11 protein-coding genes are annotated in these 12,905 nt (G+C 68.9%); all 11 read left to right on the top strand.

Annotated elements, in window-relative coordinates; genetic code table 11:
• Positions 1–366 precede the first annotated feature (366 nt).
• The gene (locus ACIREO_RS22905) at positions 367–1,371 is read left to right on the top strand and encodes an aldo/keto reductase (RefSeq protein ID WP_404113189.1); all 1,005 of its coding nucleotides are present in this window, start codon (positions 367–369) and stop codon (positions 1,369–1,371) included.
• A 154-nt stretch (positions 1,372–1,525) separates the two neighbouring features.
• Positions 1,526–2,197 carry a hypothetical protein gene (locus ACIREO_RS22900; protein ID WP_404113187.1) on the top strand — a complete coding sequence of 224 codons (672 nt, stop codon included), beginning with the start codon at positions 1,526–1,528 and terminating at the stop codon, positions 2,195–2,197.
• A gap of 309 nt (positions 2,198–2,506) precedes the next feature.
• Positions 2,507–4,546, top strand: coding sequence for an ATP-binding cassette domain-containing protein (locus ACIREO_RS22895; protein ID WP_404113185.1), 2,040 nt, complete (start codon positions 2,507–2,509; stop codon positions 4,544–4,546).
• Complete coding sequence (locus ACIREO_RS22890) at positions 4,543–5,817, top strand: MFS transporter (protein ID WP_404113183.1); 1,275 nt, start codon at positions 4,543–4,545, stop codon at positions 5,815–5,817. The genes ACIREO_RS22895 and ACIREO_RS22890 overlap by 4 nt, the downstream gene beginning before the upstream one ends.
• Before the next feature lie 110 nt (positions 5,818–5,927).
• Positions 5,928–7,406: an NUDIX domain-containing protein gene (locus ACIREO_RS22885; RefSeq protein WP_404113181.1), complete on the top strand. Its 1,479-nt coding sequence runs from the start codon at positions 5,928–5,930 to the stop codon at positions 7,404–7,406.
• An 81-nt stretch (positions 7,407–7,487) separates the two neighbouring features.
• The gene (locus tag ACIREO_RS22880; protein WP_404113179.1) at positions 7,488–7,934 is read left to right on the top strand and encodes an HIT family protein; all 447 of its coding nucleotides are present in this window, start codon (positions 7,488–7,490) and stop codon (positions 7,932–7,934) included.
• 17 nt (positions 7,935–7,951) lie between these two features.
• Positions 7,952–8,965: a phosphotransferase enzyme family protein gene (locus ACIREO_RS22875; protein ID WP_404113546.1), complete on the top strand. Its 1,014-nt coding sequence runs from the start codon at positions 7,952–7,954 to the stop codon at positions 8,963–8,965.
• A 265-nt stretch (positions 8,966–9,230) separates the two neighbouring features.
• Positions 9,231–10,487 carry a protein-L-isoaspartate O-methyltransferase gene (locus ACIREO_RS22870; protein ID WP_404113177.1) on the top strand — a complete coding sequence of 419 codons (1,257 nt, stop codon included), beginning with the start codon at positions 9,231–9,233 and terminating at the stop codon, positions 10,485–10,487.
• Positions 10,484–11,353, top strand: a complete 870-nt coding sequence (locus tag ACIREO_RS22865) for a class I SAM-dependent methyltransferase (protein WP_404113175.1) — start codon at positions 10,484–10,486, stop codon at positions 11,351–11,353. The genes ACIREO_RS22870 and ACIREO_RS22865 overlap by 4 nt, the downstream gene beginning before the upstream one ends.
• A complete protein-coding gene (locus ACIREO_RS22860) occupies positions 11,350–12,765 on the top strand; it encodes a phosphotransferase (protein WP_404113173.1) in 1,416 nt (471 codons plus the stop codon). Before ACIREO_RS22865 ends, ACIREO_RS22860 begins: the two co-directional genes overlap by 4 nt.
• Entirely contained in the window at positions 12,762–12,899 is a 138-nt protein-coding gene (locus tag ACIREO_RS22855; RefSeq protein WP_404113171.1) for a hypothetical protein, read from the top strand. The genes ACIREO_RS22860 and ACIREO_RS22855 overlap by 4 nt, the downstream gene beginning before the upstream one ends.
• Positions 12,900–12,905 lie beyond the last annotated feature (6 nt).

The raw sequence follows: 12,905 nt of genomic DNA, 5'->3' as shown, positions 1-12,905 counted from the left end.
GAAATAAGGACGACTTGTTCTGCCCTGTGGGCTGCCCGCCGGAGAAGTGACGCCTGAAATGACAGCTGCGGTAGCTGGACTTCGCGATCGGACAAATGCCACGGTGAGAGCGGGGCCGGCCAGAGCCGCGATCGGCCCCGCTACTTCCTCCGATTTCCCGCGCCCTCGCCTCGATGCCGCGCCGAGATACAGCAGGCCGAGGCGACGTCCCGATCTTCGCGATGAGAGCGAGCCCCCGTCGTGACCGCTTCACACTTCCCCCGGCGACGCCTGATCGCTGGATGGGACGAGCACCCCCTTGGTGTCGGTTGCCGGCCCGTGGGGGGGCCGGCAACCAACCAGGGCAACGCCGTCGGATGGGCACCATTGGCCGACGACAGAGCAGTGGAGGCCCTCCTGTGCGCCCAAGGGGAGGGAGCTACCGTCTTCGACACCTCGGACATCTACGGTCTTGGCCATTCGCAGAGGCTGCTGGGAAGGATGCTCGCCCAGGTGCCCCGCGAGAAAGTGCGGATCTCGTGCACCGTCGGCGCGTTCAAGGGCACCGGCCTCAGCGCGTACAGCTCTCTCACTCTGCATGGGCAGGTGGAGCAGAGTCTGGAGAACTTGGGCGTGGAATACCTCGACGTCCTCACCCTGACTCATACGGACTTCGGGCCCCGTGACCGGTACCTGGAGGATGCGCGGGAGACCCTGCAGGCGCTGCGCGACCAGGGGGACGTCAGGGCGATCGGGATGCGGGCGCCCAGTCGGCTGGTGACCGAGTGCATGGCCTCCGGTTCAAGCGCCCGAGACCGCGAGAGCGCGTCGCGGTTCGCCTACCTCTTCCAGCAGCTCGGCCCCGAAGTCATCTCTACGTCGATCAACCCTCTCGGCCCGCTGCCCAACGCTGCGGACGCGGCAGCAAACGGCGAAGGCGAGGAGGACATCTTCAGCTTCGCCCGCCGTCACGGCGTCGCCACCATGGTCTACAAGCCCCTCGGGCAGGGACTGCTCACCGGGAGATACGGCCCGGACGCGGCCTTCCTCCCCGGAGACGTCCGCTCCCGCATCACCGCGCCGATGCTGGAGAAAGTCCACAGAGGCCTGACCCCGCTGCGTGAGCGCTTCGGAACAGATCCCCAGGCCCTTGCTCGCATCGCTCTCCACTACTGCCTCAAGCGCTGCCCTGACTCAATAGTGCTGGCCGGCATCTCCAGCCAGCAGCAGGCGCTCTCGAACTTCCGCGGTCTCGACACCGAACTGAGCGATGAGGACTACGACTTCATCGGGGCCGTGTACGCATCCCTGCGTGGGGAGCTCCAACGGCCCCGGGAACCTGCTGCACTCAGCTCGCCCGCCCTCCACACATCCCAGGATCAGATGACATGAACGCGTGGGTGACGCTCGATCCGGACCGGCTCTTGCGGCATCCGACATCCGCCTCTCCAGCCGGACACCACCGCACCGCAAGAATGCTGTCCGGTAGTCCGATCGACCCACCGCGCGGCCTCTCTCACGCGGTGGCGCCCTGATGATCACGACCGTGACCTCACCCAGGCAATTCCACTGGCGGGGACTGCATGTCCCCTACATCGCACCCTGGAGCAACGAGAAAGTCCGCCCCGGCCGGATCATCAAGATCACCGGAATCGGGGGATCCGGCATCGGCTACGCCGATGAGTTCAGGCCGGCCGACCGCCGACGAGGGCACCTCTGGGTCAGGCAGTCGATCGCACGCGGCACCGGGACGCCCAACCTGTCCGGTGTGCACCCCCTACGCCAGCGTCAGGCCATGTCCCACATGCTGTGCCAGGTCTGCGGCAATTCGACGTACGACGACGATGCCTTCGGGCGGTGGGGCGAACGGCACCTCATGATTGTCCGCTCCGTCAATGGAGTCCCGATCCGGGAGGGGGAGGTCACCACCACTCCCCCGGTATGTGAACCGTGCGCCCTTGAATCCGTCCACGCCTGCCCCCACCTGCGAAAGGGGTACACCGCAGCTCTCGTGGAACGGGCACAGCCCTGGGGGATCGCGGGCATCACGTACGACAAGAAGACGCTCCAGCCGATCAAAGCGAATACCGATGACGGTCTCGCCTGGGTGCGGTTCGAAGATCCCACCATCCGGTGGACGCTCGCGCTCCGCGATGCGGCGAGCCTGCTCGGCGTCACCCCCATCGACCTGTCCGACCTCGCCACCCTCCGGAACTGAACCGGCCCATTGCGCAAGGCGCGGAAACCTCGCGCCACGACCCGTCAACCATGCGATGGCACGCCCAAGGCCCAGGGCCTTGGATTCCATCAGAACCAGGGCCCCGTGCTCCTGCACACGCGACCGACGGCGTTTCGGCCAACTCCGACTCATGGGACACCTCTTGCGGCACAAGGGCCCATGCATCCCGCACCTTTCAGAAGCCGCATGGAACCGGGATTCGAAACTCGGCCGAAAGACACGTGTTCGAAAACTCGGTGTTGTCGTTGAACCCGACGATGCCGCCACAGCCGTCCGGAAGGAGCGACGTTGACACGCACCGGCCCACGCCGCGCAGCCCCGCAGGACACGAAGAGCCCACCAGAGAAGGACACGATCTCGAACGCGGAGCGCGAGCTGTACGGAGGCCGGCTGCGCTACGACCAGTCGTACGTACGCCACGAGGGCCCGCTGACCCGGCTCTCCTTCCGGCACATGGCGGCCGCGCTGCCGCGCATGGTCACCCTCGTGCTGCGCACCGGCTGGCAGACGGACCGGCGGGCGATGGCGGCAGTGGTGGCCGCGCAGCTCGGGCAGGGGGTGAGCGCGGCGTGGGGGCTGGTTGCGGTCAACAGTGTGCTGACGAATCTGTTCGCGGCGGGCCCGACGGCGGACAAGCTGCGTGAAGCGCTGCCGGCCTTGGGCGCACTGGCCGCGATCGCGGTGATCGCGGCCCTTCTGATGGCGTGGTCGACGGCGATGTCGGGCCGGCTGGAGCCACAGGTGGAGCGGGCCGTCTCGGCGCGTTACTACACGGCCGTGACCCGGGTCGAACTGGAGGCAACCGAGCGTCCTGAGGTTCAACGGGTACTGGAGGCAGGCCGGTTCGGGACGGATTCGGCCCGTAGCATGCTGAGGCTTTCGGTAGGGGTCGGCAACGTCCTCATCGCGATGGTCGCGGCCGCCGTCGTCCTGGCGTCGCTGCACTGGATGCTGCTGCCGATGCTGCTCGTGATCGCCCTGCCCAAGGGATGGGGCGCGGTCCGCTCCGCGCGCCGCGAGTACGTCTCGAAGCTGCATTGGATCGACCACCGGCGGGCCATCGCCTCACTCCTGGGCTTCCTGACCCGCCCGCACGCGCAAGGCGAGATCCGCGTGCACGCCGCCGGCGTAAAACTGCTGTCCAGCTACGAGGAAATGTCCCACCAGACCGAGGGGGAGCAGCGGCGGCTGGCCCGTGCGCAGGCCGTCACCGATCTGGTCGCCGGCGGGTTTGCGGGTATCGCGTCGCTGGCCTGCTACGGCGTTCTGTGGTGGCTGCTGGCCGACGGCTCGCTGCCGCTTGCCGTCGGCGGCACCGCGGTCCTCGCGATCCGCGCTTCGACGGCCCGGTTGACCTCGCTGGTCCAGCAGGTCAACCGGCTCTACGAGGAGCTGCTGTTCCTTACCGACACTGAGGACGCCATCGCCCTGGCGGCGAAGAACGCCATCCCCGCCACCGGTGCGCCGCTGCCGGCCCGGGTCCACCGAGTCCGCGTGGACAACGTGTCGTACACCTATCCCGGGGCCGACTCCCCCGCGTTGCGAGATGTCAGCTTGCGGGTATCCCGCGGCAAGGTGACGGCGCTGGTGGGCGCGAACGGCTCCGGCAAGACCACCTTGACCAAGGTGCTGTCCGGGCTGCTGCTGCCCACGGACGGAAGCGTGTGGTGGCAGGATGCCGAGGGCCGCGACCAGGTCGAGCTCCGGGATGCCAGCCGGGCCGAGATCTTCTCCCTGGTGGGGCTCCTCGCGCAGGACTTCCCGCGCTGGGAGATGACCGCGGCCGCGAACGTGGCGATCGGAGCCGGCGACCGCGGCCGCGACATGGGCCGGGTGAAGTCCGCCGCCCTGTCTGCCGGCATCCTCACGCTGATCAAGAGCCTGCGCCACGGCTGGGACTCCATCGTCTACAAGGGCTACGAGCGGGGTGTCCAACTCTCGGGCGGACAGTGGCAAAAGTTGGGCACGGCGCGAAGTTTGTACAGAGGCGCCCCTTTCCTGCTGGTCGACGAACCCACCTCGGCCCTGGACCCGCACGCGGAGATCGCGGCGTTCGAAGGCCTGTGGTCCCTCGCGGAGGAAGGTCACGCGGTCGTTCTTGTGACGCACCGTCTCGCGGCCACGGCCAACGCGGACCGCATCTACGTCCTCGACCAGGGGCGAGTGGCTGAAGAAGGTACCCATGCGCAGCTCATGGCCCGGCCCAACGGCATCTACCGAGGCATGTTCACCGCCCAGGCCGCCCAATATGAGGCAAATAGCCCTTCCGTTCCCTCTCAGCCTGGACGCGCTTCAACGCCGGAGCCGCTGCAGGGCGGCCCCCAGTGAGCGCCACCGCGCCAGCAGGCAGCCTGTGGCGGCATACGGATTTCCGGAGGTACTGGGGCGGGCAGGCCGTCACCGTCGCCGGTTTCGGGATCACCACGATCGGCACCTCAGTCATCGCCGTGGTGGACCTGAACGCCTCGACCATGCACGTGGCACTCATCGCCGTCGCAGCGAAACTGCCCCCGCTGCTTCTCTCTCTCCACGCCGGCGTCCTCGCCGACCGCTACCGCAAACGGCCGATCATCATCAGCTGCGATGTGCTGTGCGCCGTCACGCTGGCCAGCATCCCCCTCGCCCAGCTGGTCGCCGAGGTCACTCTCGGGCAGTTGTACGCGGTCGCGTTCCTCGTCTCCGCGTTCCAGGTGATCGGCAGCAACGCCTCGATCAGCTACCTCCCCATCCTGCTGCGCGGAGAGCAGCTCAAGGAAGGGAACTCCAAGCTCGGCGCGACCAACTCGCTCGCCGATCTGGCCGGGAACAACCTGGGGGGCCTCCTGGTCACCCTGTTGGGCGCGGCCCGCGCGATCGCGCTGGACGCGGCCTCCTACCTGATCTGCGCGTTCTGCCTGCTCCGCATCCGCCACCGTGAACCCGAACCTGCACCTCGACCCGCGGGCACCAGCCAGTGGACGGAGATCCGCGAAGGCCTCGACTACACCCTCAAGGCACCCCTCGTGCGGTCCATCGTCCTGTCCAACGCCACCACGTCCTTCGCCCTGGCCGCCAGCTCGGCCCTATGGTCTCTGTACCTTTTGCGTGAATTGTCGTGGAGTGCTGCCGCGCTCGGCATCGTCATGGGGGTCGGCGGAGTCGGCGGGTTCCTCGGCGCCATTCTGTGGAGGACCCTGGAACGGCGATGGGGAGCAGGGCCCGTCATGCTGAGCGCCCTGGCCCTCAACCCGGCCGCCCAGATCCCACTGCTCATCGTCGGCCCCGGCATCGCCGGACAGATCGCTATCGGCGCCGGCATGCTCATCCAGACCTGCGCCGCTGTGGCGCACGGCGGACTGCAGCGCAGCGTCCGCCAAGAGCTCTGCCCCTCCCATCTGCAAGGCCGCGCCCAGGCAACCGGGGCGTGGCTCGCCTTCGGTCTGCGTCCCCTCGCAGCCCTCCTGGCCGGAACGCTCGGCACCCTCGTCGGACTGCGTCCCACCCTCGGCGCGATCACCTGTCTGCTCTGCGCACCGTTCGTGATCTTGTGGCGCTCGCCCGTCCGTGCCCTGAACACCGTCGGTGCCCGCGCACCCGACATCGTCCGGGGCGCCACCTAATGCCCCGTCTGCAGCGGATCCCACCACCGTCGCCATTTCGCGCGGCGCCCCTCACGGCCCGGCTCTCGCCGAGCCCGTCGGAGCCCGAGTCCCCCATGGAAGGTGCCGCCATGCCGCCCGCCCGATCCGACATCCGCACCCTCCTCAGTCAGTACCTGGAACACCAGCCCGAGGAAGGGAAGCAGCTCGAGCCGCTGTTCGTCGCGCTCGATGCGCAGGCCTCGCCCACGAGCCGCACGACGCTCCCCGGCCATATCACGTGCAGTGCGGTGGTCATCGGCCGTGACCGGCGCGTTCTGCACATCGGGCACAAGGCCACGGGGAAGCTACTTGCGCCGGGCGGCCACGGCGAGTGGGCTGACCGCAGCCTCTTGGCTGCGGCGCTGCGGGAAGTCTCCGAGGAGGCTGGGGTCGCTCCCGGTGATCTGTGCCTGACCCCGCAGTTCCTCGAGGTCCCGATCGACATCGACGTCCACGACATCGACGCCAATCCGGCCAAGGGCGAGCCCGCCCACCAGCACATCGACTTCCGCTTCGCCTTCTACCTCACGGCCGAACTCCCGCCGCAGCTCTTGCTCCAGGACGAGGAGGTCTCCGGCGCCCAATGGCTGCCATACGCAGATGTCAGGTCCCCCACGCTGCGCACCAAGCTGTTGGACGCCGAGATTCGCGGCCTCGACGGGCGGCCGGAGCCCGTCAATGCCTCCGTCTTGATCCATGACGGCCGCGGGCGCTATCTGCTCCATCTGAGAGACCTGCGCGACGGCATCTGGCAACCGGGGGTATTCGCTCTCCTCGGCGGCGGCCGCGAGAGGGACGACGCCTGCCCGGAGGCGACTGTGCGAAGGGAACTCGCTGAAGAAGTCCCGGGCCTGGAACCGGTTGGCCTGACGCCCTACAGCGTGGAGGAGGAGACGAGCGTCGACGGCCTCGCGGTGCCGATCGCGATCTACGCGGGACGCTGGAGTGGTGATCCGGACACGGTGGAGTTGCACGAAGGGGTGCTGCTGAGGTGGTTCACCCCGGACATGCTGGACCGGCTGCGGTTGAGCCCCGGCCTCGGTGACCTGATCCGCCGGCATGCAGCTGAGCATCCCCCTGCCAGCGTCCCGCCGGAAACTGTCCGGCTGCAAGATGAGGCACCGGAAGGGACGGAACTCCACATCGTCGGTGTCCACCTCCATCTCGAGGACGAGCACGGCCGGATCCTTCTCGGTCTACGCCACCCCGATTCGTCGTACGCGGGAAGCCAGTGGCACTTCCTGGCTGGACACTGTGAGCGCGAAGCGGCGATCACTTGCCTGGTCAGGGAAGCCAAAGAAGAAGCCGGGCTGGTCATCGATCCCGTAGACGTCGAACTCGTCCACCTGGTGCACCTCGTCGACGCTCCGGCCGCCGCACGGCCGCGGATCCAGCTCATCTTCCGGGCCAGTTCCTGGTCCGGCACCCCCGAGATCCTGGAGCCCGACCGGTGTGTGCAGTGGCGGTGGTGGGATCCGCAAGATCTTCCTGCCAAGGTTGTGCCGTACACCCGCCAGGCGATCGACCGCATTCTCGAGGGTCGCCCGTATTCCGAAATGGGCTGGTGAGGAGCTATGGCGCTTCCGCAGCCGAGTTCCGCCTCCTGGCCAGAAGACTTCCTTGCGCATCGCTCTGGCCACGACTGTCCGATGTGCGGCAACGACTGGGAGGCCAACGACATCGAGTGGGGGCTACTGCTGTACCGCGGTGAGGTGTCCCAGTCCTACCTCTGGCGCTCCGGACAGGTCCGGGGGTACACCATCGTGATTTTCACCGCGCGGCACATCGCCGAGCCCACCGAACTATCGGACGAGGAAGCGGCTGCCTTCTGGCGCGACACCCTCACGGCGGGCCGGGCGCTCGAGGAGTACTACCAGCCGGTGAAGATGAACTACCTCCTGCTCGGCAACGCCATCCCGCATGCGCATTTTCACCTCACTCCCCGGCGCTCCGCAGGCCAGGATCCGGCGCCCGGCGGGCCGCTCCCCTTCGCCGTCCTCGATCTCGGCCGTCAGAACGAAGAGCAGCTGCAGTCCGACGCCCGGGGCCTGCGCGATCTCCTGGGCTGCCCAGGGTCCTCGGCGGCGCCGCGATGAGCGCGGAGTCCGACGTGATGGTGGTGGCGGGCGTCCTGGCGCTGTACTACCGCATCATTCCGGCTGAGGTCTGCGAGGGGCCAGCAGGGACTGCCACGTGCAACTACGTGGCCCGGGACACTGGCGGCCGACGATGGTTTGTGAAGGCCTATCCGGCGAGTGCTGATCTGGGCGCCGAGCGGCGCGCCCTCGAGCTGGCTGAGTTTGCCGCGCTCGGTGGGGTTCCGGTGCCGGTGATGCGCCGCACCTTGGACGATGATCTCATTGCCACGGCGGGCGGGTTGTCGGTGTCCGTCGCTGCGTTCGTCGAGCATGCCGAGACAGCGGAAGGCGGTCTGTCCGGCGCTCGGTGGGCCGCGGTCGGCGAGACCGTGGGCCGGCTGCACCGCACGCTCGCCCGGCATCCGGACGGGCCGCCGCGCCGCGGCCCGTCCCGCGAGGTCTGCGACGTCAAGCGAGGCCGACAACGCCTGGAGCGGCTTCTCTCCCGCTATGCGAAGCAGCCCCCGAATTGCCCCTTCGAGGTGTGGGCGAGGGATGCCGCCCAGGAGCGGCTGGATGGACTCCCTGCCACGGCGTCCATGCTCAAAGCACTCCCGTCGACCCTCGCCACGCAGATCGTCCACGGCGACCTCTCCTCCCTGAACCTGATGCTGGAGAACGAGAAGGTCGCCGCGGTCATCGACTTCCGGCCGCCGGCGCACCGCAGCCCGATGTGGGAGCTGGGGCGCATCGTGCTCGATCCGCGTACGGTTCTTGCCGCCCCGGACTGGCCCGCGGGCCTGGCTACGGCCGCCGTTGCCTACCGGGAGGCCAACCCGGCCATGTCGGTAGAGGACCTGCTGACGGTGCCCCGGGTGGCGGCGGGCTATCTGGCCTGCTCGGTGTATCCCTTGTCCGAGCCGCTCGACGACCCGGCTGCGGTCACCTCTCAGCTGGAGGCGTACGGGCGGGCCCGGCATCAGGCACAGCGTGTGCTGTGGGAGCGCGTGGAGGAAGCAGAGGAGGTGCTGCGTGACGCGCTGCACTGATGCTGCACTCCTCACCCGCCCTCCAGCTGAGACGTCGTCGAAGGGGACCCAGCGGTTTCCCGCGTACTTGCCGGGTGTGGCGACGCACAGCTCGGCGCACCTGAGCCAGGGGTGGCGGCCGATCGGCGATCTTCCGGATCCGACGGTGCCCTCCGCCGCCGTGTCCGAGGCATCCACCACGGCAGCTACTGCACGGAGATGGGGCGGGCCTGGAGCCCCGCCTCGCCACCGGTCCACGCCTGATTCCCTCTTGGAGGACATCGCGGTGTCTGAACACGCCGTGCACGAGGCTGTCGAACCGACCGAGGCGGAGTTCGAGGAGCGCACCATCGCCGCTCGGGCGGCGATGGTCGCCCGGCTTCTGACGGCCGGCGACCTGCGTACCGGGCTCGTACATGACGCCCTGGCGGCGCTGCCTCGCGAGGTGCTGATGCCCCAGGCCTACGTTCGGCGCAGTGCGCCCGGGGAGACGCCGCCCCAGTGGGATCTGCTGGACTGGGCCGTGCCGCCGGACCGCGAGGAGTTGCTTGCGCTGTTGTACGGCGGAGGCAGTGTGCTCATTCAGCACAGCGGTGAGGCAATCGTCGGCCGGGCACGCGGCGGTCGGTCGAACGGGTCGATCACGTCGATGTCGACGGTGATGAGCCTGACCGCTTCGCTGCTTGACTTGCTGGACCTGCAGCCGGGCATGCGGGTGCTGGATGTCGGCACGGGTGCGGGGGTGAGCGCCGCGGTGATGTGCCACGTGTGCGGGGACGGCGGCGTGGTAACGCTTGACCGTGACCCTCACATCGCCGATGCCGCCACGGTGCGTCTGCGCAACCTCGGCTACCAGCCGGCCGTCGCGTGCGGCACCGGTGAGTACGGCATCCGGCACCGGGGACCGTACGACCGGATCTTCGTCTCGTACACAGTGGCGCGTCTACCGGGCGCCCTCATCGAACAGCTAGCACCCGGGGGCAAGCTGCTGGCGCACGTCACTACCGCGTCCCCGTCGTGGCCGTCCCTTGCCGTCGTCGAGCGCTCCGCGGGCGGACACCTCAACGCGGAGCTGCGGGCCGTGGAGTTCGCCCACCGGGCCGGGCACGGCATGGAGCGGATCTGGCTCAGCAAGGAGTTCCGGCAACTCATCAACACCGAGCCGGGCAGCTGGACGCAGCGGAGCATGCTGGCACCGCCCGCGGACACCGACCGGGGTTTCTGGCTGGCGGCCGACCATCTGCTCCGGGGCCTGGTGCGGGACTTCGGCGCCGAGCACCTGGTGATCGGCGCGCCCGGCTGCGGGTCCTGGATGCGTGTGGAGCCGGTGGGCCACCGGCGCTGGAGCGTCACCACCAACGGGCCGCGCGACATCTGGATGGAGCTCCAGGATCTCGCCGTCCGGTGGCGAGCGGCAGGCTCGCCCGACCGCTTCCGTCTCTTCTTCGACGAGGGCGGCGGGCAGCGGGCCGTCTCCAAATGCGGACGCCTGTCCTGGCAACTCCCCGCCCCCCACCCGCTCGATGAGGGAGCCACCTCGTGACCTACCCCGACGGGCCCATTCCGGGCCTCCCGCAAGAGATGGAGGCGCTGTTCGCGGCCGCAGCCGCGACCTACGCCCGCTACCGGCCCGGCCTGCCGGACGCCGCGGTGGGCTTGCTCGCCGATGTCCTGCGGGGCGGGCCGTCCCCGGTGTTGCTCGACCTGGGCACCGGTACCGGGCAGGTACCGTTCGCGCTCCTGTCCGCCGGAGCTGGCCTGACGCACATCGAAGCGGTCGACGTCAGCCCGCAGATGCTGCACCAGGCCAGGCAAGCCCTCACCCCCGTGCTCGGCCACTGCACCCTCACCCTGGTCCACGCGGCGGCCGACGCCTACGAGCCGCTCGCGACGCTGCCCGGCGAGCCGGATTCCGGACCGGACCTGATCACCTTCTGCCGGTCCTACCACTGGATGAACGGTCCGGTGGTCCTGGAGATGGCCGACCGGGTCGCCACGCCGGGTGCCGCAGTGGCGATCATGGGCGACGGGAGCCTATGGACCCACGGTGCTGACTGGACCCATGCACTGCGCGCGCTGATTCAGCACTACCTGGGCTCCGAGCGCCGGGCGGGCGCCCGCCGTTCCTACGCCGAGCCGCGCCGCTCGTATGAGGAGGACCTCGCCGCGTCCGCGTGGAGCGACGTCAGTGAACAGTCTTTCCCCGTCTCCCGCATCTGGACGCCGGAGGCGGTACTCGGCTACCTGCGCACCACGTCCTTCGCCGGGTCGGACCTTTTCGCCGAGCGGCACCAGGCGTTCGAGGATGAGGCCCTCGCACTGCTCCAATCGCATGCGGTGGACGGATCTCTGGTCGAGGAGGCCACGTTCACGATTCTGCTTGCCCGGCGTCCGGGGGGTGCGCGATGAGCGTGGAGAGGCACACCGAGCAGGTGGACGTCCACCTGATCCTGCGCAGGGATACCGACCAGGGACCTGAAGTTTTGCTCTCGCGGCGGGCCGGGAAGGTGTACGCGGCGGGCCTGTGGCATCTGCCGTCTGGCCGCCTGGACGGACCGCATGAAGACGTCGTCGCCGCCTTGGTGCGTGAGGCCCGGGAGGAAACAAGCGTCGTCATCAACCCTGCCGACGTGTGTGCCGCGCTGACCGTGCATCACCGCAGTCCCGGCGGGTCCTCTCGAACCGGCGTCTTCTTCGAAGTCCGGCGGTGGCAGGGAAATGCCCGGATCGCTGAGCCGCATGTCTGCGACGCAATGAAATGGACCGTCCTGGGCGATCTGCCCGCCGGGATGGTGGCGTACTGCCGGGCCGGCCTGGATGCCTACAAGGTCGGGGCGCGGCTGGCGATCCACTTCCAGATGCCCGGCGATGCCATCGCCTACGACCCTGCCGCCGATCGTCTCCGTCTCGTGCCGGACATGCCCCTCCGGGAGTCTGCTGGCCGGCCGGAAGCGGCCGTCGTGGAGTTCGCGGAGCAGGCGGTCGGACGGATCACCGAGTGGTCGGACACGTCGTGGGCGCGGGAGGCCAGCCGTGTATGGCGGGTCGGAGGCACCCAGGGCGGCACCTGGTACGTGAAGGTGCACCAAAATGAGAAGTTCCACACCCGGGAAGTGACCGCGTACCGGACCTGGGCTTCGTTGCTGGGCCATGCCGCCCCCCGACTGGTGGCAGCCGATGAAGAGCTGCGCGCCGTCGTGCTCACCGCGGTGCCCGGACGCCCCCTGTACGGGGCTGTCCTGCCGCTGGCGAAGGAGCTCGCGGTGTTCCGTCGGGTCGGCGCGCTCACCCGTCGCATTCACGAGAGCGCTCCGCCGCGCGCGGCCCCTGCGGGCAGTGGCCCGGCTGTGGCGAAGGCCGATCGGCACCTCGACGCGGCACGGCCTCATCTCGAGCCCGGTGACGAGGCCTTCGTCCGCGAGCTCGTAGGGCGGGCGGCTGACCTGACACCGCTGGAGTGGGTGGAGAACCATGGTGACCTCCAGCTTCGCAACATCATGTACGCCTCGGACGAGACCGTGGCCGTCATCGACCTGGAGCGCAGCGAGCCAGGCCCTGCCGTGCGGGATCTGGTGCGCCTGTCCGATGCCTGGGCAGCCCGTCCTGACGTCTACGAGGCGTTTTGGGCCGGTTACGGGCGGCGGCTGACCGGCGCCGAAGAGGCGCGCCTGGTCATCGAATCCGCCCTGGACTCGGTGTCGGGGATCGCCTTCGGTGTCGCCCACGGCGATCTTGAGCTTGCCGAGCGGGGCCGACGGACTCTGGCCCGGCTGCGCGCCGAGCACTGTCCATCCGACTCGTCGGCAGGAGATGTTCCATGAACGACAGCGAGCAGCTTCCCGACGCATCGATCCGGTCGATCGTTCCGGACCCGGGCGGGCATGACGTGGTGACGGCGGCTCCGCTGACCGGTACGGCCCCTTACTTCGACTCCTGCGACTGGGGGAGCAGTTGAGCATCA

The sequence above is a fragment of the Streptomyces sp. NPDC102441 genome (assembly GCF_044765585.1).
Lineage (GTDB): Bacteria > Actinomycetota > Actinomycetes > Streptomycetales > Streptomycetaceae > Streptomyces.
This window is presented reverse-complemented; position numbering and strand designations above follow the sequence as displayed.